General features: G+C 66.5%; 18 protein-coding genes. 15 read left to right on the top strand and 3 right to left on the bottom strand.

The window, feature by feature from the left end; genetic code table 11:
• The first annotated feature begins 32 nt into the window (after positions 1-32).
• Together KUV74_RS14975 and KUV74_RS14970 are read left to right on the top strand one after the other, a co-directional pair.
• Positions 33-851: an alpha/beta hydrolase fold domain-containing protein gene (locus tag KUV74_RS14975; RefSeq protein ID WP_222516751.1), complete on the top strand. Its 819-nt coding sequence runs from the start codon at positions 33-35 to the stop codon at positions 849-851.
• Positions 852-981: 130 nt separating this feature from the next.
• The gene (locus KUV74_RS14970) at positions 982-2,373 is read left to right on the top strand and encodes a BCCT family transporter (protein WP_045994800.1); all 1,392 of its coding nucleotides are present in this window, start codon (positions 982-984) and stop codon (positions 2,371-2,373) included.
• 168 nt (positions 2,374-2,541) lie between these two features.
• Here KUV74_RS14970 and KUV74_RS14965 read toward each other — a convergent pair whose 3' ends face one another.
• Positions 2,542-3,807: a hypothetical protein gene (locus KUV74_RS14965; protein WP_222516750.1), complete on the bottom strand. Its 1,266-nt coding sequence runs from the start codon at positions 3,805-3,807 to the stop codon at positions 2,542-2,544.
• 218 nt (positions 3,808-4,025) lie between these two features.
• Here KUV74_RS14965 and KUV74_RS14960 point away from each other — a divergent pair, with 218 nt between their 5' ends.
• A complete protein-coding gene (locus KUV74_RS14960; RefSeq protein WP_045994549.1) occupies positions 4,026-4,700 on the top strand; it encodes a Fe2+-dependent dioxygenase in 675 nt (224 codons plus the stop codon).
• A 12-nt stretch (positions 4,701-4,712) separates the two neighbouring features.
• Here KUV74_RS14960 and KUV74_RS14955 read toward each other — a convergent pair whose 3' ends face one another.
• A complete protein-coding gene (locus tag KUV74_RS14955; protein ID WP_045994548.1) occupies positions 4,713-5,708 on the bottom strand; it encodes a GlxA family transcriptional regulator in 996 nt (331 codons plus the stop codon).
• A 277-nt stretch (positions 5,709-5,985) separates the two neighbouring features.
• Here KUV74_RS14955 and KUV74_RS14950 point away from each other — a divergent pair, with 277 nt between their 5' ends.
• A complete protein-coding gene (locus KUV74_RS14950) occupies positions 5,986-6,945 on the top strand; it encodes a GlxA family transcriptional regulator (RefSeq protein WP_222516749.1) in 960 nt (319 codons plus the stop codon).
• A 381-nt stretch (positions 6,946-7,326) separates the two neighbouring features.
• A complete protein-coding gene (locus KUV74_RS14945) occupies positions 7,327-8,595 on the top strand; it encodes a TauD/TfdA family dioxygenase (protein WP_222516748.1) in 1,269 nt (422 codons plus the stop codon).
• Positions 8,596-8,615: 20 nt separating this feature from the next.
• Here the strand turns inward: KUV74_RS14945 and KUV74_RS14940 are convergent, their stop codons facing one another.
• On the bottom strand, positions 8,616-9,668 hold the full coding sequence (locus KUV74_RS14940) for a GlxA family transcriptional regulator (RefSeq protein ID WP_261395496.1): 1,053 nt from the start codon (positions 9,666-9,668) through the stop codon (positions 8,616-8,618).
• A 292-nt stretch (positions 9,669-9,960) separates the two neighbouring features.
• On the opposite strand from KUV74_RS14940, the gene KUV74_RS14935 reads away from it, so the two are divergent.
• The 10 genes from KUV74_RS14935 to KUV74_RS14890 all read left to right on the top strand — a co-directional run bounded on the left by KUV74_RS14935 (position 9,961) and on the right by KUV74_RS14890 (position 19,845).
• Entirely contained in the window at positions 9,961-11,142 is a 1,182-nt protein-coding gene (locus KUV74_RS14935; RefSeq protein WP_222516746.1) for a TauD/TfdA family dioxygenase, read from the top strand.
• 17 nt (positions 11,143-11,159) lie between these two features.
• The gene (locus KUV74_RS14930; protein WP_222516886.1) at positions 11,160-11,783 is read left to right on the top strand and encodes an HD domain-containing protein; all 624 of its coding nucleotides are present in this window, start codon (positions 11,160-11,162) and stop codon (positions 11,781-11,783) included.
• Positions 11,780-13,486 carry a 5-guanidino-2-oxopentanoate decarboxylase gene (locus tag KUV74_RS14925; protein ID WP_222516745.1) on the top strand — a complete coding sequence of 569 codons (1,707 nt, stop codon included), beginning with the start codon at positions 11,780-11,782 and terminating at the stop codon, positions 13,484-13,486. Before KUV74_RS14930 ends, KUV74_RS14925 begins: the two co-directional genes overlap by 4 nt.
• A 94-nt stretch (positions 13,487-13,580) precedes the next feature.
• Complete coding sequence (locus tag KUV74_RS14920; RefSeq protein ID WP_052704501.1) at positions 13,581-14,531, top strand: ABC transporter substrate-binding protein; 951 nt, start codon at positions 13,581-13,583, stop codon at positions 14,529-14,531.
• A complete protein-coding gene (locus tag KUV74_RS14915; RefSeq protein ID WP_222516744.1) occupies positions 14,528-15,283 on the top strand; it encodes a class II aldolase/adducin family protein in 756 nt (251 codons plus the stop codon). Before KUV74_RS14920 ends, KUV74_RS14915 begins: the two co-directional genes overlap by 4 nt.
• Positions 15,280-16,464 (top strand): pyridoxal phosphate-dependent aminotransferase, encoded by a 1,185-nt coding sequence (locus KUV74_RS14910; protein WP_222516743.1) that lies wholly within the window; start codon positions 15,280-15,282, stop codon positions 16,462-16,464. The genes KUV74_RS14915 and KUV74_RS14910 overlap by 4 nt, the downstream gene beginning before the upstream one ends.
• A gap of 7 nt (positions 16,465-16,471) precedes the next feature.
• A complete protein-coding gene (locus KUV74_RS14905) occupies positions 16,472-17,284 on the top strand; it encodes an amino acid ABC transporter ATP-binding protein (RefSeq protein ID WP_222516742.1) in 813 nt (270 codons plus the stop codon).
• A gap of 30 nt (positions 17,285-17,314) precedes the next feature.
• Positions 17,315-18,157 carry a transporter substrate-binding domain-containing protein gene (locus KUV74_RS14900; RefSeq protein ID WP_222516741.1) on the top strand — a complete coding sequence of 281 codons (843 nt, stop codon included), beginning with the start codon at positions 17,315-17,317 and terminating at the stop codon, positions 18,155-18,157.
• Positions 18,158-18,295: 138 nt separating this feature from the next.
• Positions 18,296-19,009 (top strand): ABC transporter permease, encoded by a 714-nt coding sequence (locus tag KUV74_RS14895; protein WP_222516740.1) that lies wholly within the window; start codon positions 18,296-18,298, stop codon positions 19,007-19,009.
• A 95-nt stretch (positions 19,010-19,104) separates the two neighbouring features.
• Positions 19,105-19,845: an ABC transporter permease gene (locus KUV74_RS14890; RefSeq protein ID WP_222516739.1), complete on the top strand. Its 741-nt coding sequence runs from the start codon at positions 19,105-19,107 to the stop codon at positions 19,843-19,845.
• Positions 19,846-20,241: the final 396 nt, after the last annotated feature.

Genomic DNA, 20,241 nt, shown 5'->3' with positions numbered 1-20,241 from the left:
TCAGCGCAGATTCGGCCAGGGAACACCAGACCATGACCATCGATGACTTCGCCGAACGTTTCCAGGCCGGGCTCGACGCCATGGCGACGATGCCGATGAACCAGGCGAGGCGCCACTACGACGAGCTCTGCGCCAGCTTCGCCGGCCCCGTACCGGCCACGATCGCAGTCACCGACGAGGTCATCGACGGCGTCGGCGTGCGCCGCTATCGGCCGCACCTCGGCGCCGAAGGCGTGGTGCTCTACGCCCACGGTGGCGGCTTCACCATCGGTTCGATAGAGAGCCACCAGGGTGTCGCCGCCGGTCTTGCCCAGGCCCTCGGGCGAGAGGTCGTCAGCCTGAACTACCGGCTGACGCCCGAGGCGTGCTATCTCGCGCTGCTCGACGACGTCGAGGTGGTCCGTCAGCGGCTTGCGCCGGTTGCCCTGGTCGGCGACAGCGCCGGTGCCCGGCTGGTGCTGGACGCCGCCAGGCGTGCTGCCGACGACAGCCCCCTGGGCCTGGTCTACCCGCTGCTCGGCACGCCAAGCGACACAAGCCTCGGACCGGACGCGCCGCTGCTCAGCCGTCAGGACGTGTTGGCAGCCTGGTCAATGATCGCCGAACAGGCTCGCCGGATCGGCGACGACCTGCCCGCCAGCCGGGCCATCGAGTGCCTGGCCGTGGAGCATGACCCGCTGACGCCCCCCTTGCTGGCAACACTCGATGAATGGCGCCGCTGCCACCACCAGATCGGTGTGCATATGGCCGAGGGCATGTTGCACGGCGCCCTGCACGCGCGCTCGTCACTGCCTGCCATGGAGGCTGCCTGGCGAGCATTCTGCCGTGCGCTTGCCGCACATCTTGACTAGAGTCTTTTCTCTAAACACCTTGTTTTTCAAGTGCTTGAATCGACTAACCGGCACATTTTCGTCGCCTTTACCCTGCCCAACCGAGGACACCGCCGACCGCCCGCCCCTCCAAAACGACAACGAGACGCCAATGAACCAGAACATCACCACTTCGGTCGCCACCGTGGCCACCGTCATCGCCCTGATCTCCTTTGCCGCCCTCGCCCCAGGCCCCTTCCAGACGCTGCTTGACGCCATCAAGGTCAACGTCATCGGCAACTTCGGTTTCATCTTCACCTACCCGGCCTTCGCCGCCTCCATCGTCTTTACCGTGCTGATGTTCACCCCCCTGGGGCGGCTCCGGTTCGGCCAGGGAGATCCCGAATTCTCCACCCTGGCCTGGCTCGGCATGCTGTTCGCCACCGGCATGGGCATCGGCCTGGTGACCTGGGGCGTGCTGGAACCGCGCTACCACGTCGATGCCGGCCACAGCACCGACCAGGCCCTGCTGTACGCCTTCAACCACTGGGGCCTGCTGGCCTGGGCCGGCTATCTGGCGATCGGCGTGATCTTCGCTCACGCCATGTACAACCTGAACATCGACAAGCCCGCCGAGACGCTGCTTGGTGGCGGCTTTCTCAGCAAGCTCAACCTGGTCAGCCTGGTGGTGTCTACCGTCATCGGCCTGTCGCTGACCTTCTCCTACGCCACCGATCCGCTCAAACAGAGCCTCGAGCAGTTCTTCGGCATCGACGCCAGCCCCACCCTGATCATACTGGTGCTGTCGCTGTTCGCGATCGCCTCCAGCGCCTCGGGGCTCCAGCGTGGCATCAAGTGGCTGAGCAACTACAACACGCTGTTCGCCCTGTTTCTGATGGTCAGCGTCTTCGTGCTGACCTCACCGCTGGACATCCTCGGCACCTTCACCCGACTGTTGCCGGAATACCTGGTGAAGTACCCGGCGATGGCGACCGATATCGGCCTCGGCGATCCCGAGCACAAGGCCTGGCTGGCGGATTGGCTGTACGCCTTCGAAGCCGCCTGGTACGGCTGGTTTGTGTTCACCGGCGTATTCATCGCGCGTATCTCGAAGGGCCGCACCCTGCGCCAGCTGGTACTGGGGGTGATGCTGGTGCCGAGCCTGTTCTCCTGCCTGTGGTTTACCACCTTCGGCCTCGGCGGACTCGAGACCGGCTCCGAGGACGTCTTCGCCCTGATGGCGACCCTCGACAGCCATGGCGTGCTGTCGGCCGTCCTGGCGCTCAACATCCTGCTGTTCTTCGTCACCAGCGCAGACTCGGCGGGACTGGTCTGCGAGATGCTGACGGTGCGCCGCTCACGGGCCTTCTGGATCGTTGCCATGGCCGCCCTGGCGGTGGTGATCAACTGGCTGGAAGGCGACATCTTCAAGGTCATTCTGACCCTGATCTCGGTCGCCGCCGTGCCTGTCGCCTTCGGAATCTTCGCCCTGGTCGCCGCCTTCCTGGTGCGCATCCGAGGCAGACACGATGATCTGAGCGACAGGCAGGGCCAGGACTCCTGAGCCGCATTGTCGAGTGCCACCCCAACGACCAACGCAGACAGGGCCTGTAAACAGGCCCTGTCTGCGTCATGACCAGGTGTGGTTGGCGGACTTACGTCCAGGGGCCAGCGTCGGCAGACGCCGGCCCCTTCACGCTAGCTCTGGGATGCTAGCTCAAGGGCAGTTCCATCAGAACTTGCCCAATTCGGCCTCCAGCGGGAACATCGCCGCCGACAGCTCGCCTACCGTCATCACCGGAGACTCCGGCGCCTTGGCCGTCGGCCAGGCCTCGAGCAGCCCGTCGTAGCCCTCGACCAGGGCATCGTAGGCACCCGCCTGACGGAACATGTCGGCGTGGCGCTCCAGCGACTCCCGGGCGGTCAGCACAAAGCCACGACCGTCCTGATACTCGACCACGTTCTTGAACTCGCCGTCATCCACGGCTTCTTCGTACTCGTGCAGCGCGGTCTTCAACAGCGCCAGCTGGACCTTGGCCTGAAAGCCCGCATCCTGCTCGAGGCCATCGTCGACGTCGGCCATGGCCGAGAGGATGGTCTCGCGAAGCGATGCGTAATCCTGTTCGACCTCGCTCCAGTCACCGCCCTGCTGCACCTTGCCGGAGAAGGCTTCCAGCTCAGTATCGAAAGCGTCGATGCCACGGCTTTCCAGCGCAGGCGCGATGCCCGGGTACACCTCATGGTAGGGATGGCCAAAGTGGGGATAGGACGCGGTCTTGGCCCCCTCGGTGTAGAGCTCCTTGGCGACCTCAAGGTGGCCGAGCATCAGCGCGAGCTCAGTGGTGTAGACGCCAGGGTTGGCCGCGTCGACGTGGCCACCTTCGCCACCTTCGCCGCCTTCACCGCCTTCACCGCCTTCACCGCCTTCACCGCCTTCACCGCCTTCACCGCCTTCGCCACCTTCACCGCCTTCACCACCGGAAGACGCCGTCAGATAGGCAAAGACCGCATAGGGATCGCTGGCGAGGGAGGCACTTTCACCGCCTTCACCGCCTTCGCCGCCGTGGCCGTGCTCGCCACCTTCACCACCGTGGCCAGATTCACCACCTTCGCCACCTTCACCACCGTGGCCGTGCTCGCCGCCTTCGCCGCCGTGGCCGTTCTCGCCACCTTCGCCACCTTCACCGCCGTCGCCCTTCTCGCCACCTTCGCCACCTTCACCGCCGTGGCCGTGCTCGCCACCTTCACCGCCTTCACCACCGTGGCCATGCTCGCCGCCTTCACCACCGTGGCCCTTCTCGCCACCTTCACCACCGTGGCCGGCTTCACCACCTTCGCCACCTTCGCCACCTTCACCGCCGTGGCTCTGTTCGTAGGCAGCGTCGTCCTTGTGCATATCGTCGCCATCGCCGTGATGGTCGGCCCAGGCGGCGCTGGATCCGAGCAGGATGCTGGCGCCAACGCCAATCCACAGCTTGGTACGGGTCTCTTGCGTCATGGGGTGCTCCTTCCTTCTACGTCTACTTGGGGCCAATTTCTTGTTCAGGGCTCGCGCTCGATGGAACTAGGGTCCACTTGCCGCAAACCCATGTCCGATCTGGCAATGTCTGCGCCAGTCAAACCATCAGGTGCCTGCCCACTAGACTGGCGTGTCACGAAGTGTAATGCAAACGATTAACAGTCGGGTATACTGACGGCCATTTGCGGGAGCCTCCGATGATTCTGTGTATCGACAAGGTGCTGACCGACGACCAGCTCCAGCGTATTCGCCAGACACTGGACGCCAGCGACTTTCGTGACGGACGGGAGACCGCCGGCTGGCATGCGCGCACGGTCAAGCGCAATCAGCAGGCGAGCAGCCAGGAGCCCGCCATCGCCGCCCTGCGTGACGAGGTCATGCAGACCCTGTCCGCACACACCCTGTTCCAGATCGCCGCGCGCCCGCGCCGAATGAAGCCGGTCATGTTCAGTCGCTACCAGCAAGGCATGACCTACGGCAATCACGTCGACGACGCGGTGATGCCCACCCCCCAGGGGCCGATGCGCACCGACCTGTCCTTCACCATCTTCCTTGGGGATCCGGACAGCTACGAGGGCGGAGAGCTGGTCACCGAGACCACCCAGGGCGAACAGCGCTTCAAGCTGCCGGCGGGTTCGATGATCCTGTACCCGTCCTCGACGCTGCATCGCGTCGACCCGGTCACCCAGGGGCAACGACTGGCCGCAGTGGGCTGGCTGCAGAGCCAGGTACGCCATCCTGAACAACGTGAAGTGCTGTTCGACCTCGACACCACTCGCCGCCAGATCTTCGAGCGCGACGGCAAGACCGCCGAGTTCGACAGCATCTCCAAGAGCCTGGCCAATCTCCTGCGGATGTGGGCCGAGATCTGACTTGAGTGCCGGTCAGCCGTGGTGTCGAAAGGCCTGCGGCGCGGTTCCGAACGCCCTGCGGAAGGCGCGACTGAAACTCGACGCCGAGCCGAATCCACAGCTGAGCCCGATCGCCAGCACATCGAGGTCGGTATCCTTGAGCAATTGGGCGGCACGTTTGAGGCGCAGCGACAGGTAGTAGGCACTGGGAGAGGTGCCCAGCACATCGGCAAACAAGCGCTGTAGCTGGCGACTCGACACGCGGCTGCGGCGTGCGATCTCGGCCAACGGCAGGGGCGTTTCCAGGTGCGACTCCATCAGCGCTACCGCATCGACCAGCCGCGGCTGGTGGGTGCCAAGACGCCTGACCAGGCTCATTCGCTGCTGGTCGGTGCGCGAGCGCAGGCGGTCGTGAATCAATTGTTCGGACACGTCCACCGCCAGCGCCATACCGTGGCGACGGGCGATCATCTCCAGGGTCATATCCATGGCCGCCGCGCCGCCGGCACAGAAGAAGCGCCGCTCCTCCAGCAGGAACAGCTCGTCGCAGGTGCGAATCGAGGGATAGCGTTCGTTGAAGGTGGGCAGCGTCTCCCAGTGCAGGGTCACCGTATGCCCCCTGAGCAAGCCGGCCTCCGCCAGCACCACCGCGCCGGTGTCCAGCGCGCCGATGCAGCAGCCACCCTGGTCGAGCCGGTTGAGCCAGGCGCTGAGCCCGTGGCCGATCCACAATTCCGGATCGAAGCCGCTGCATACCGCCAGCCACGGCAGATTGCGGACGTCTTCCATGGGGTGGTCCACCAGCAGGGTCATGCCGTTGCTGGCGGTCACCGGCCCTCCGCCCAGCCCGATCAGCGTCCAGTCATAAAGAGCGCGACCGGCGATGCGGTTGGCGATGCGCAGCGGCTCCACCGCCGAGAAAAACGCCATCATCGAGAACTGCGGCAGCAGCAGAAAACCCAGCCGCTGTTCGGCCTGCTCGATTTCACCGGCGCTCGCCTCCAGGCGTTGACCACTGAGCTCTACCATCGCTGTCCGCCTCCTTACCGACGCCCGTGACTGCGGCGCAGCATAGCATGAGGATATCGACGATAACGTCGAAAGGCTGAGTAGAGTGGGGCCGCGCCTCCTGGCTGGCCGTGTCTCGCCTGCGCCCTGAGTTGAGGGCAGCGCACGACGGTGGCACCCTTGCAGCGCGGTGTGGACCGGGCCGATCGTGAATCCGCTGCCGCTGGTGCGCCGATACCCGAACCACCGATCCTGGCGCGGCCAGCGCCGTCCCGCCCCCGCCATCCATGAGGCCACCATGCGTCTGACCTACCAGGGCCCTGTCCCGGAACCCATCGGCTTTCTGCTGCTGCCGCGTTTCTCCATGGTGGCGCTGTTCTCGGCCATCGACCCCTTGCGAATCGCCAATCGTCTGGCCGGACAGCCGCTGTTTCGCTGGCACCTGGTCAGCCGCGACGGCGAGCCGGTCACCGCCAGCAACGGCATTCCCCTGAGCGTCGAGCATGACCTGGACAATGCCCCCTGGCTCCCCAGTCTGGCGGTGTGCGCAAGCTTCGAGCCGATGGCCGCGGTGGACCAGCCGCTCAGGGACTGGCTGGCGCAACGCCGGGCACAGGGCGCCTGTCTGGGGGCGCTGGACACCGGTGTCTTCTGCCTGGCCGACGCCGGGCTGATCGAGGACACCGTGACCCTGCACTGGGAAAGCCTGCCCGAGTTTCGACGTCGCCATCCCGACATCGAAGCGGTGGAGTCGCTCTACGAGGTCGGCCCGGTCGGCTTCTACGGCGCCGGCGCCAGCGCCTCCATTGACCTTGCGCTGGACACCATCCGCCGCCGCCACGGCGATGCCCTGACCCGGCGGGTCAAGCAGCAACTGGTGCACGACCATCGTCGCCTGCCGGCCAGCCGCCAACGTGACGCCAGCGAATTCGAGCGGCTGCCCGAACGCCTGACCAGGGTCATCGGCCTGATGGACAGCCACCTGGAGTCTCCCTTGGCCATCGCCGAACTGGCCGCCCAGATCGGCCTGTCGGAGCGTCAGCTAGAGCGCGACTGTCAGCACCACCTGGCCCGTACCCCGAGCCGGCTGTATCTGGAGCGTCGCCTGGCGCTGGCCCACCATCTGGTGACCAGCACTCGTCACGGCGTCATGGACATCGCTCTGGCCAGCGGCTTCGCCTCCGCCTCGAGCTTCACCCGCGCCTTTCGTCAGCATCACGGCGCCAGCCCCCGGGAGCTAAGACGACGCCTCCTTTAAACACTGGCCTACCATCTTCGAGCTTCACCCGCGCCTTTCGCCCGCAGTCGACAACAACACGGCGCCAGCCCCCGGGAGCTAAGACGACGCCTCCTTTAACACTGGCCCATCCTATGGGGAGCCAAGACGACGCCTCCTTTGACACGGGCCACCATCTGTCGCCCTGTTCGCCCTGGCCAGTTGGCATACCTGGCGTACCTGGCGCGCCCTGAATGTCGGATTCTGCACGATACCTGTCGATTTATGCACGACTTCGGTGCTGCCTGACAGGCAAGCTGGTCTCCACTTGAGCGCCAGCCGGCGCTGCCATCCATGACGCACAGCACGGGCGCTGCCATCCATGACGCACCACGCGCCCGTCCCAGCTTCGACGGAGTCCCGATGAACCAGCCACAGCACACCAGCGAACACCAGCAGTCCGCGTCGGTCGATCTACCGCGCACCCCGGACTATGACGCCTGGCCGATCGAGGTGCCCATCGCAAGCGTAGCCTCGACGCCAAGGGTGCTGACCGTGAACTGGCAGGACGGCCGTGTCAGCCGCTATCACAGCGTCTGGCTGCGCGAAAACGCCGCCGACGACAGCACCATCAATCCGGCGACAAGGGAGCGCATCCTCGATCTGTCGAGCCTGGACGCCTGGCCGGAAATTGCCCAAGCGACGCTGGACGCCAGCGGCGCCGTCGAACTGCTGATGACGCCGGAACAGCGCAGCCTGCGCTTTCACCCCGGCTGGCTGAGAGCCCACGACTACGACAACACCGAAGATCCGCTGGCGCCGCTGGTACCGGTCGAGACCTGGCTCGGCGGCCAGGACAAGGAACCGGTCACCCTGGACGCCGGCGGCTGGACCGCGACCCAGGCCGACAGCCCCGAAGAAGAGACGATCCTGGCCCCGGCGCTCGACGCGCTGCTGCGCCACGGCCTCGTGCGGCTGCGCGGCCTGCCCACCGAGCCCGGCACCCTGGAGAACATCGCCGAGCGCTTCGGGCCGTTGCGGGCCACCAACTTCGGCACCCTGTTCAACGTTCGCGCCAAGCCGGACCCGGACTCCAACGCCTACACCTCGATTGCCCTGCCGCCCCACGTGGACCTGCCGACCCGCGAGTACCATCCCGGTCTTCAGTTCCTGCACTGTCTCGAGAACAGCGTGGCCGGCGGCCAGGCGGTAATGCTCGATGGTTTCGCGGTGGCCGAGGCCCTGCGCGAGGAAGACCCCGGGGCCTTCGCTACCCTGACTCGCGTCCACTGGCGCTACGCCAATACCGCCAAGACCACCGACTACGTCTGGCACTCACCGATGATCGTGCTCGATGAACAGCAGCAACTGCTCGAGGTGCGCATCGCCGACTTCCTGCGCGGCCCGCTGATGACCGATTTCGACCAGGTCGAGGAGGCCTACCGGGCACTGATGGCGCTCCAGCAGCGCCTGCGCGAGCCCCGTTTCGCCCTGCGCTTCACCTACGCCCCCGGCGACCTGGTGATCTTCGACAATCGCCGCCTGTTGCACGCTCGTGACGCCTTTGAAGGCGACTCCGGCCACCGCTGGCTGCAGGGCTGCTACCTCGAGCGCGATGAGGTGCGCTCGCGCTATCGCATCGTCCAGCGCCGTCGCCGCGAGCGGGAACTGGCCGAGGCCGGACAGGCCTAGCGGCGAGGCAAGGCCACCGGCTAGCCTTCCGCCGACGCCGGTGGCCGCAGCCCACGCCGGGCGGTCACGCTCGGCGCCTCGCCAAAGCGCTTGCGGTAGGCCCTGGAGAAGTGCGCCAGGTGGCTGAAGCCCACCGCCACCGCGGCCTCGGTCACCGCAATGCGACTGTCGGCCAGAATGCGCTGGGCCTGGTCCAGCCGCATGTTCAGATAGCACTGCTTGGGCGTCTCGCCGAACTCCTGCACGAATAGCCGGGTCAACTGGCGCTGGGACAGGCCCGCCAGACGACAGACGTCGGGAATCGGCAGCGCCTGGGCGAGATTGGCCTCCATTACCGCCAGTGCGCGCAGCACCCCACGCGGCAGCTCCCTGGGCGAAGCCCGATCCGCTACCCAGCCGGTGCTGGCTCCAGCCCTCCCTGCTGCTTGCTGCGATGTTGCGGCTCCCCTCGCCTCCGCTGGCCGCGAATGCACGATCTGTCGCCCCACCGCCTCGGCCAGCGAAGGACCATAAAGGGTCACGATCCACTCGAGCATCATGTCGATGCTGGCGGCGCCGCCGGAGCCGGTGAGACGTCCGCCTTCCCAGACGTAGCTGTCCGCTCGCACTTCCAGCTCAGGGAACTCCTCGCGAAAGGCTGGCACGCTTTCCCAGTGCAGCGCCACCGGATAGCCCTCCAGTACGCCCGCCCTGGCCAGGACAAAGGGTGCGGTGTCCACCCCCCCAAGCCAGACGCCATGGGCCGCCAGTCGCTTGAGCAGCGCCAGATCCTCGGCACCGATACAGGCTTCCGGCTCATAGGACGACACCACCATCAGACGCCCCTTCGACGCCAGCCCCTGGTACCAGTCGGCCTCGGTAACTTCGGACAGACGTCCATCGACATCGATGCGTACGCCATTGCTGGCCGTCACCGCCTCGCCATCGGCGGACAGCAGGCGCCAGGCAAACAGATCCCGACCAAAACGGTTGGCCACCCGAAGCGGCTCGAGCAGGCAGAACAGCGTCAGCATCGAAAACTTGGGCACCAGCCACACGTCCAGGGTGTGTTCGGCCTGGTCGGGCGACAACAGCGGCGGCGAGTCCGGGCGCGGATAGGGATGGCTGTCGGGCCAGCGGGCCTCGCTGTCTGCCTGGCGGTTGGCGTGGCGGTTGGCGTGCCTGTCTATGTCACTGTGCAAGTGGTGATCAACGTCCGACATGGGGCGAATTTTATCAAGGCTATGGCGAATTTGATCAAATTATATCCCAAATAGCACAGTAACCTGTAACCCAGACAGCGACGCCAGGTGTCGAACCGCCCTTCCTCGACCTGGTGAGCCTTTAACAACGCCAGACCGATCGAATCCGGAGAGAGCCTCGACGATGACCCAGCAGACGCCCCCGCAACTGACCGATGACGGCCGCCAACTGGCGCTGACCCTTGGTGAAGGGCATCACCGTCTTGATGCCTTGTGGCTGCGCGAACGCCTGCCCGATGCCGAAACCCTGGACCCCCAGACCGGGCAGCGTCTGATCGAGGCCGCCGAACTACCGCTGGATCTGATCCTCACCCAGGCAGACATCCAGGATGAGCGGCTGGTCGTGGCCTTCTCCGATGGCCATCGAGGCAGCATCACGATCGACGAGCTCGAGGATGCCGTGCGCTGCCAGCGCTCGGACGACAACGCCTCACGGGTGTACTGGGACTCGACGCTCGCCCCCCCCCCGCAGGCCAGCTTCAAGCAAGCACTGGAAAGCGATCCGGCGCTGCTCGATCTGCTCGACCAGCTACATCGCTTCGGTTTCGTGCGCGTCACGGACGTACCGGTCAGCGAAGACGGCATGCAGCCGTTGATCGACCGTATCGGCCCGCTGCGCCGGACCAACTGGGGCGGCATCGCCGACGTCAAGTCGGTGGCCAACGCCTACGACCTGACCATGACCCAGCGTGGCCTCGAGCCCCACACCGACAACCCCTATCGCGATCCGATCCCCGGTTACATCTGGCTGCACTGTCTGACCAACGCCGCCGATGGTGGCGACAGCACCCTGGTGGACGGCTTCGAGGCCGCTCGACGCCTGCGTCAGCAGGATCCCGACGCCTTCGCCTGCCTGACCGAAGTGACCCCGCGCTTTCGCTACCACGACGAGACCACCCGTCTGGAGAGCGAAGGTCCGCTGATCGAGCTAGACGCCCGGGGCGAGGTGACGCGGGTACGCTACTCCAACCGCACCGAGCGTATCGACCTGATGGACAGCGCCCTGCTGCGCCGCTACTACGCCGCCCGCAAGGCCTTCTACCAACTGATTCGCTCGTCCGAGCTCACCCTCGAACTCAAGCTGTCCCCTGGCGAGATGCTGATCATGGACAACTACCGCCTGCTGCACGGGCGTACCGCCTTTCAGCTCGAAGGCGGCGTACGCCACCTGCGCCAGGGCTACGTGGACCGTGACAGCACCGCCAGTCGACGCCTGTTGCTGAAGGATCGGCTCAAGCCCGCACACGACTCGGAAGCCGGTACCGCCGACAACCTCGCACGAACCACCCAGGGGGCCAGCGTATGAGCACCAGCGATCTCGCACTGACCCAGGCCCGCTTCGCGCGCTTTGACCAGAGCACCGCCGAAGAGTGGCGCCTGATCGACCGCCACTTTCGTGCCTACCAGAGCGACGCCTGCCGTCGTGTGCTCGCCCACCTCGAGCGACTCAAGGGCGACACCCACGGCTATCCGGTGGACCGCTACGAGCACTGTCTGCAGACCGCCACCCGCGCGCTGCGTGACGGCGCCGATGAAGAGACCGTGGTCTGTGCCCTGCTCCACGACATCGGCGACGACCTGGCCCCGGCCAATCACGCCGAGATCGCCGCCGCCATCCTCGAGCCTTTCGTCGACCCGCTCAATGTCTGGATGATCCGTCACCACGAGCTGTTTCAGGGCTACCACTACCGCCACTTCTTCGGCCAGGATCGCCACGCCCGTGAGGCCTATCGCGACCACCCGGCCTACGCCCGCACGGTGCGCTTCTGCGACGACTGGGACCAGACCAGCTTCGACCCCGACTACGACACCCTGCCACTGGACGCCTTCCTGCCGATGATCGAAAACGTCATGGGCCGCGAACCCTTCGGTGGCCTGCCGAGTGTGGTAGAAGACAGCGACTCGAGCCCCGAGCCCAAGGCGAATGCCCGGGAGGCCTGCCGATGACTACCTGCGCCCAGCGCCTGATCGAGCTGCTCGAGGCCCAGGGAATCGACACCGTCTTCGGCATTCCCGGCGTGCACACCGTCGAGCTGTACCGGGGCCTTGAGCATTCGCGACTTCGTCATGTCACGCCACGCCACGAACAGGGCGCCGGCTTCATGGCCGACGGCTACGCCCGGGCCAGCGGGCGACCCGCCGCCTGCTTCATCATCACGGGCCCGGGCATGACCAATATCGCCACCGCCATGGGTCAGGCGCTGGCCGACTCGGTGCCGATGCTGGTGATTTCCAGCGTCAACAGCGTGGCGACGCTTGGGCGCGGCCAGGGCCGTCTCCACGAGATGCCCCACCAGGGCCAGACCCTGGCCGGGGTCGCGCGCTTCAGCCATACCCTGCTCGATCCCGAGGCGCTGCCCGAAGTGCTGGCCCGCGCCTTCGCCGTGTTCCAGGGCGCACGCCCGGGGCCGGTGCATATCGAGATCCCCATCGATCTGTTCGCCGCCCCGGTCAAGGCACCGATGCCTGCGGCGATGCGCGTCTTTCCCCCGGCGCCAGCGCCCCGGGCCGTCGCGGCCGCCAGCCGACTGCTGGGCGAGGCACAGCGCCCGCTGGTACTGGTGGGAGGTGGCGCCTGCGCCGCCGCCACCAGCGTCACCGCCCTGGTCGAACACCTGGACGCCCCCACCCTGACCACCATCAATGCACGCGGGCTGCTCGGTGCCGACCATCCGCTGGACCTGGGCGCCACCGCCAGCCTGCCGGCGACACGCCGACTGGCCCGGCAGGCCGACGTCATCCTGGCCCTTGGCACCGAACTCGGCGAGACCGACTACGACCTGGTGTTCGACGACGGTTTCAAGCTCGAGGGCAGCCTGATCCGGGTCGATCTGGACGCCGAGCAGCTGGCGCGCAGTCACATCGCCGACCTGGCCCTGGTGGCCGATATCGGGCTGACCGCCGAGGCCCTGCTGGGCGCACTGGAGCGCGGCGAAGATGAAGGCCGGCCACAACGAGAAGTCGGTCGCGAGCGCTGCGAGCGGGTGCGCCACGAGCTGGCCCTCGCCGATGACCCGGAGCTCGCGCGCTATCGGCCGCTGTTTGCCACCCTCGACGAGGTGCTGCCCGAGGCGATCATCGTCGGCGATTCCACCGGCCCGGTGTACGCCGGCAACGTGGTGGCCAGGCGCCCGGCGCCACGTCGCTGGTTCAACGCCGCCACCGGCTTCGGCACCCTGGGCTACGGCCTGCCTGCGGCCCTGGGCGCGGGACTGGCACGACCGGATCTGCCGGTGGTGGCGCTGGTCGGCGACGGCGGCCTGCAGTTCGTGCTGGGAGAGCTAGCCACCGCCCGGGATATCGCCCTGGAGGCCGACCGCGCTCGCGCCGAGCAGGGGGCAATCGACCGTGATTCGAGCGAAGCGGCCTGCGCCGACACCGCCCTGGCCAGGCCCTTGGCGATCCTGATCTGGAACAACGACGGCTACGACGAGATACGCCGTTACATGAGCGCCGACGGTGTGGCTCACGTGGGGGTCGATCTGGCTCCCCCGGACTTCGCCGCCCTCGCCCAGGCCTTCGACTGCCGCTATCGTCAGGCCGCCAGCGCCGACGACCTGGCGTCGGCGCTTTCAAGCCTGAATGATGCCGGCTCACCGCTGATCGTCGAGATCGACGCCCTGGCCTGGTGTCGCAGGATCGAACACTGAGGCAGGACGCCTGCGCCGAGCGGATCGACGGCGTCCCGACCATGCATCACTTATGCATCAGTTATGCATCCATAAAATAACGAAGGAGTTCCCCGTGACTCGATGTTTCTCGCACAAGCCCCGTTCCATCGCCCTGGCAGCCGCGCTCGGCCTTGCCGCCGCCTCCGCCCAGGCCGCTGACCGCGACGATGAGCTGAGCCTGGTCGTCCCGCCCTGGCCCGGGGTCACCGTCAAGAGCGAGATCCTGGCGCAGCTCGTCGCGCCCCTGGGCTACCAGGTCGAACGCCAGGAGCTCAGCTCCACGGTGGGCTACAAGACCCTGACCACCGGCGACAGCGACGCCTTTCTGGCCGGCTGGCTGCCGGCCCAGCAGGAAAGCTACGACGCCGCCATGGCGGCGGACGCCATCGTCGATCTAGGCAACAACGTGACCGGCGCGCGCATGGGATTCGCCGTGCCCGGCTACGTGGCTGAGGCCGGTATCACCGACGCTTCCCAGTTGGGCGAGGCGCAGAACGCCGAGCGTTTCGAGCACACCTTCTACTCGATCGAAAGCGGCTCCACCGTGACCGACTTCATCCACGCCGCCATCGACAGCGACACCCACGGGCTCGGTGACTGGGAGGTCATGTCCTCCTCGACCCCCGGCATGCTCAGCGAAGTCAAGGCGGCGGTGAACGAACAACGCTGGATCGTCTTCTACGGCTGGACGCCTCACTGGATGATCCCCGAGTACGACGTGCACATTCTCGACGACAGCGAAGGCGTGTTCGGCCCCGACAACGGCCGCAGCGACGTCAAGACCATCGTCGCCAGCGAGTTCGCCGAGGCCAATCCCAACCTGACCCGACTGCTCGACCAGTTCGTGTTCAGCGCGCATGAGCAGAGCGAGTTCATCAAGGCCTTCAGCCTCGAGGAGCGTGACCTCGATGAGGTCGCCCGAGAGTGGCTCGAGCAGCATCCCGACAAGCGCGCTGCCTTCCTCGAAGGCGTCACCACCCGCGACGGCGATGACGCCCTGGCCGCCCTGGAGGCGAGCCTGTGAGCGAAGACAGCCGCCAGCAGCGCATCCGCCGCGACCTGGCCGCCGCCTACCGGCTGATGGCCATGGATGGCATGGATGACGGCATCTCGACCCATATCTCGGCGCGAGTCGCCCCGGGGCGCTTCCTGCTCAATGCCTTCGGTCTGCGCTTCGAGGAGATCACCGCCGACTCTCTGGTGACTGTCGACGAGCACGGCCAGGTGCTCGACGATCCCACCGGCCTCGGCATCAACCCGGCCGGCTTCACCATCCACAGCGCCATCCACGCGGCGCGACCCGACGCCCACTGTGTACTGCACTCCCACAGCGTCGCCGGGGTCGCCGTGTCCTGCCTCGAGCAGGGCCTTGAACCGCTGAACCAGTGGGCGATGCAGTTCTATCGGCGCATCGGCTATCACGACTACGAGGGCATCGCCCTCGACCTGGACGAGCGCGAACGGCTGGTACGTGACCTCGGCGAGCACATGAGCATGATCCTGCGCCAGCATGGCCTGCTGGTGGTCGGCGAAAGCGTCGGCGACGCCTTTCTGCGCATGCGCGACCTGGAGCGCTCCTGCCAGGCCCAGCTCGCGGCCCAGGCCACCGGGGCGGCGCTGGTCAGCGCCAGTCCTGAGCTTTGCGAAAAGGTCGCCCGCCAGTACGACGACTGGGCCGCGAGCCCCCAGGGCACCGAGCTTGCCTGGCGGGCGGAACTGCGCCGCCTCGGCATCGACGCTCCCGCCGCTTCCGACAACAAGGACCCTTCACCATGAAAGTCTCCGCCCTGACCCAACGCATCGCCGGCGAAGGCGCCGCCGCCTGGGACATCCATGTGCGTGCGCTGAAGCGCCAGGCCAGCGGTGAAGACATCACCGTACTGTCGGTGGGCGATCCCGACTTCACCACCCCCGACCCGATCATCGAGGCGGCCAAGCAAAGCCTCGACCGCGGCGCGACCCACTATGCCGACGTCCAGGGCAAGGGTGAGCTGCGCGAAGCCATCAGCCGCCACTATCGTCGCCATCAGGGTGTCGAGGTGTCCCCCGAGCGACTGATCGTGATGGCCGGCGCCCAGTGCGGGCTCTACGCCACCGCCCAATGCCTGCTCGACCCTGGCGACGAGGTGATCGTGCCGGAGCCGAGCTACGTCACCTACGAGGCGGTGATCCAGTCGACCGGTGCACGACTGGCCCGAGTGCCGCTGCGGCCAGAGGCCGGCTTTCGACTCGACGTGGCCGATATCGCCGCCGCGATCACCGACAACACCCGAGCGATCCTGCTCAACAGCCCCCACAACCCCACCGGCCAGTCGATGACCCGGCAGCAGTGGGAGCAGATCGCCGAGCTGTGTCACCGCCATGACCTCTGGCTGATCTCCGACGAGGTCTACGCCGAGCTGATCTTCGAGGGCGAGCACCACAGCCCGCTGGCGCTGCCCGACATGGCCAATCGCAGCGTGGTGATCTCGAGCCTGTCCAAGTCCCACGCCATGACCGGCTGGCGGCTGGGCTGGGTGGTCGCGCCCGAGGCGCTGATCGAGCACCTGGACAATCTGGCGCTGTGCATGCTGTACGGCTGCCCGGACTTTATCCAGGACGCGGCGATCACCGCGCTCGACAGCGACCTTCCCGAGCTTGCCACCATGCACGCCGCCTACCGCGAGCGCCGCGACAGCGTCTGCCGCGCCCTCGATGGCGCCGACTCGGTCAAGGCGATCTGCCCGGACGCCGGTATGTTCGTGATGGTCGACATCCGCGCCACCGGTTTGTCATCGGCCGAGTTCGCCGATGGCCTGCTTGACGAATGCGGCATCTCGGTGCTGTCCGGCGAGGCCTTCGGCCCCTCGGCGGCTGGCTTCGTGAGGCTGAGCCTGACCCAGCCCCCGGAGCGCCTGAGTCGCGCCGCAACACGGCTTCGTGAATTTGCCGATGCCTGTCTTGTCACCAGCCCCTGAGTCGCCTATGCCACCATCCGTCACCACCAGCGACGACTTGAGCCCGACCTCCCCCGTGGTCGAGGCTCGTCACCTCGTCAAGCGCTACGGGGACACCAGCGTGCTGCGCGACGTCTCCCTGAGCGTCGCCGAAGGCACTGTGACCACCATCATCGGCGCCAGTGGCTCCGGCAAGAGCACCCTGCTGCGCTGCATGAACCTGCTGGAGCGGCCCCAGCAGGGCAGCCTGTCCATCACCGATGAACGCATCCGCTTCACCGAGCAGGGCCCCCGCAGCAGCCATACCGACATGCCGCTCAGTCGCCATCAGCTGCAACGCCTGCGCGGCAAGGTCTCCATGGTATTCCAGCAGTTCAACCTCTGGCCGCACCTGACCGTGCTCGGCAACGTCAGCGAGGCCCCGGTGCGGGTCAAGGGAATCTCACGCAGGAAGGCCAACGCCCTGGCCGCCCACTATCTGGAGCGCGTCGGCATGGCCGAGCGCGCCGACGCCTACCCGGCGTTTCTCTCCGGTGGCCAGCAGCAGCGTGTGGCCATCGCCCGAGCGCTGGCCATGGAGCCCGAGATCCTGCTGTTCGATGAGCCTACCTCGGCGCTGGACCCGGAAAGGGTCAACGAGGTGCTGGGGGTCATCCGCGGCCTGGCCGACGAGGGGCGCACCATGCTGATGGTGACCCACGAGATGGCCTTCGCCCGGGAGGTATCCGACCAGATCGTGTTTCTCGACCGCGGCGTCGTCGGCGAAGCCGGCCCCCCCGAGCGCATCTTCGAACACAGCAACAACGAACGCTGCCGGCGCTTCATCGCCCCCGCAGCTTGACTGCCAGTCACACAACAACCCGGAGTTCCCATGACCGTATCCCATTCCCTGCGCCCATCAGCCGACCTCGCTCGTCGCCTTGCCCTGGGCGTCGCGCTCGCCACGACCCTCGGCGCCGCCACCATCGGCAGCGCCCATGCGACCGACCAGGCAGCCAACCAGGACGCTGGCGAGCCCCTCAAGATCGGCATCTCCGCCGAACCCTATCCGCCCTTCACCTACACCTCCTCCGACGGTGACTGGACCGGTTTCGAGGTGGAACTGGCATCGGCCATCTGCGACCAGATGGGTCGTCAGTGCGAGATCACCCCGACCGGCTGGAGCGGTATCATCCCCTCGCTCAAGGCCGGACGCATCGACATGATCATGAACTCCATGTCGATCACCGAGAAGCGCCTGCGAGTCATCGACTTCAGCTCGCCCTACTACTTCACGCCCGGTGCCTACGTCGCCGCCCGCTCACTGGACATCGAGCCGCCCGAGGGCCTGGACGGCAAGGTGCTGGGGGTGCAGAGCGCCACCACCAACGCCACCTACGCCCGTCGCGCCCTGCGCGACAGCGGCGTCGACATCCGTCTGTACGACCAGGCCGAACAGGTCAATCGCGACCTGCTCTCCGGCCGCCTGGACCTGATCCTGGCCGACGAGATCGCCATGACCGAGCTGGTCGAACGCGAAGAAGCCGCCGACTTCGAGATCAAGGCCACGGCGCCGCACCACGAGGCCTACGGTGAAGGCGTCGGCATCGGCCTGCGCCAGGAGGATGACGCCCTGACCGAGGACGTCAACGCCGCCATCGAGGCGGTCAATCAGCAGGGCATCTGCAGCGAGCTGTCCGAGCGCTACTTCGGCACCGACGTCTGCGTGGGCTAGGGCCTGTACGAAAATGTCTGCGCTCGTGTGAACGACGCTTCTGCCTGAGGCCGTGGCCTGGTCGAACGCCGGCAACAGCCGCCGGATGCGCACCAGGCCCGCTGCCATCGCGACTTTCACCCACGACGAGAATGCCCCATGAACAACGCTTCTCAGGAGGGGCTGGCCGACTGGGCCGGACCGATCCTCGACGGCGCCCTCACCACCCTGCAGATTGCCTGCCTGGCCTACGCCATCGGCGTGCTGCTTGGCTTTGTCGGTGCCGCCTGCCGGCTGTCTCGACACGCCTGGCTACGCGGAATCGGCGGCGCCTACTCCACCGGCGTGCGTGCGGTGCCGGAGCTTTTGCTGATCATCCTGCTTTACTATGCCGGCTCCCAGGCGCTGACCGCCCTGACCAACGCCCTGGGCCTGCCCGGGCAGGTCGCCATCAACGGCTTCGTTACCGCCGTGGGGGTGCTGGCCTTCGTCCAGGGCGCCTACATGACAGAGGTGTTCCGCGGCGCCATCTCCGCCATCCCCAAGGGCCAGCTCGAGGCCGCCGACGCCTTCGGCTTTTCCCCCTGGGCACGCTTTCTCCACATCACCCTGCCGGCGATGCTGCCCAACGCCCTGCCAGGGATGTCGAACCTCTGGCTGATCCTGATCAAGGACACCGCCCTGATCAGCGTGATCGGCTACAGCGAACTGTTCTTCACCATCCAACAGGCCGCCGCCAGCACCCGTGCGCATTTTCTGTTCTACGCCGCCGCAGGTGTGCTCTATCTGATGATGACGCTGTCGTCCAACCTGGTCTTCGCGCTGATCGAGCGCCGGGTCAGGCGTGGACAGCCCCAGAGCCGGGAGACCTGATATGCGCTGGTGTCATTCCATTGCGCCCTTTGGTCGTTCACGGCGTGTCAAACGCGGCCAGCCCCACTCTCACCTCCAGCCCCGGGAGACCTGACATGGACTTCAGCTGGTTGAGCGACCCTTTCTATCAGGAATACCTCATCGAAGGCCTGATCAATACCCTGTGGCTGCTGCTGGTATCGGCCATCGCCGGCCTCACCCTGGCCGTCGGTATGGCCATGGCACGCATCAGGGGCCCCCGACCGCTGGCCTGGACGGCCACGGCGGTGACCTCGGTCATTCGCGGCACCCCATTGCTGGTGCAGCTTTTCTTCTTCTACTACGGCGTGGGTCGGCTGCTGGAAGGCATCCCCGGCATCCAGGACAGCATCTTCTGGGGCTTGCTGCGCGACCCGTTCTTCTACGCCACCCTTACCTTCACCCTCTCGGTCGGCGCCTACAGCGGCGAGATCCTGCGCGGCGCCCTGCTCAGCGTACCGCCAGGCGAGCGCGAGGCCGGGCGGGCCTTCGGCCTCAACCCGTTCCAGGTATTCTGGCGTCTGTGGCTACCCCGCGCGGTACAGTTGTGTCTGCCCACCCTCACCGGCGAGATGATCCTGCTGCTGAAGTCGATCCCGCTGGTCTCGACCATCGCCATGATGGATCTGCTCCAGGCGGCCAACATCATTCGCGACGAGACCTTCCTGACCTACGAACCACTGCTGCTGATCGCCGCCGTCTATCTGCTGCTGACCATCGTGCTGACGCTATGCCTGCGTCAGGTCGAACACCACTTCCCGGGCGTACAACCGGTACGTCGCGCCTGGCGCCCCTTTGGACAACCACGTCGGGTGTAACGTCGCTTCGCCATCCGCACCGGCATCGACGCCCATGTTGATGTGACCTTCCCGCCTTTCCCTGTGCCGGCCAATGTCGATCGACCGCCGGCACAGGGCGCCTTTTCCTCTTTTCCTCACGCGCCTGCTCGGCTTGCCCCCTCCGGCATTCCTCCCCGGAATCGTCAGTGGTTCCACATCGTTTTCAGCGTTAACCCTCACGTTATTTGCTTCAGCGCGCATTCCTGGCGTTCGCCCTCCCCCAAAAAAGGGCCCTGCCAGCCCTCGAGTGAAGGGCTGGGGCCTTGGCGCCAGCCGCCTACCATAGCCTTGTCACTACCGTCCTGATCCGCGTAGCCACTCCTCCACTTTTTCGGCACAGAATGAGAATCAACGTCTATGTTTAGGGTATTGTGC

The sequence above is a fragment of the Halomonas sp. DP1Y21-3 genome, assembly GCF_019801245.1.
Lineage (GTDB): Bacteria > Pseudomonadota > Gammaproteobacteria > Pseudomonadales > Halomonadaceae > Halomonas > Halomonas litopenaei.
The sequence above is the reverse complement of the archived record's forward strand: the minus strand, read 5'-3'. Positions and strand labels throughout refer to the sequence as shown.

What these genes read in the sequence shown, in the direction of transcription:
- KUV74_RS14960 (WP_045994549.1), top strand. Translation starts at nt 4,026, where the DNA reads ATGATTCTGTGTATCGACAAGGTGCTGACCGACGACCAGCTCCAGCGT.
- KUV74_RS14975 (WP_222516751.1), top strand. Translation starts at nt 33, where the DNA reads ATGACCATCGATGACTTCGCCGAACGTTTCCAGGCCGGGCTCGACGCC.
- KUV74_RS14945 (WP_222516748.1), top strand. Translation starts at nt 7,327, where the DNA reads ATGAACCAGCCACAGCACACCAGCGAACACCAGCAGTCCGCGTCGGTC.
- KUV74_RS14955 (WP_045994548.1), bottom strand. Translation starts at nt 5,708, where the DNA reads ATGGTAGAGCTCAGTGGTCAACGCCTGGAGGCGAGCGCCGGTGAAATC.
- KUV74_RS14905 (WP_222516742.1), top strand. Translation starts at nt 16,472, where the DNA reads ATGCCACCATCCGTCACCACCAGCGACGACTTGAGCCCGACCTCCCCC.
- KUV74_RS14895 (WP_222516740.1), top strand. Translation starts at nt 18,296, where the DNA reads ATGAACAACGCTTCTCAGGAGGGGCTGGCCGACTGGGCCGGACCGATC.
- KUV74_RS14970 (WP_045994800.1), top strand. Translation starts at nt 982, where the DNA reads ATGAACCAGAACATCACCACTTCGGTCGCCACCGTGGCCACCGTCATC.
- KUV74_RS14950 (WP_222516749.1), top strand. Translation starts at nt 5,986, where the DNA reads ATGCGTCTGACCTACCAGGGCCCTGTCCCGGAACCCATCGGCTTTCTG.
- KUV74_RS14910 (WP_222516743.1), top strand. Translation starts at nt 15,280, where the DNA reads ATGAAAGTCTCCGCCCTGACCCAACGCATCGCCGGCGAAGGCGCCGCC.
- KUV74_RS14935 (WP_222516746.1), top strand. Translation starts at nt 9,961, where the DNA reads ATGACCCAGCAGACGCCCCCGCAACTGACCGATGACGGCCGCCAACTG.
- KUV74_RS14900 (WP_222516741.1), top strand. Translation starts at nt 17,315, where the DNA reads ATGACCGTATCCCATTCCCTGCGCCCATCAGCCGACCTCGCTCGTCGC.
- KUV74_RS14965 (WP_222516750.1), bottom strand. Translation starts at nt 3,807, where the DNA reads ATGACGCAAGAGACCCGTACCAAGCTGTGGATTGGCGTTGGCGCCAGC.
- KUV74_RS14890 (WP_222516739.1), top strand. Translation starts at nt 19,105, where the DNA reads ATGGACTTCAGCTGGTTGAGCGACCCTTTCTATCAGGAATACCTCATC.
- KUV74_RS14925 (WP_222516745.1), top strand. Translation starts at nt 11,780, where the DNA reads ATGACTACCTGCGCCCAGCGCCTGATCGAGCTGCTCGAGGCCCAGGGA.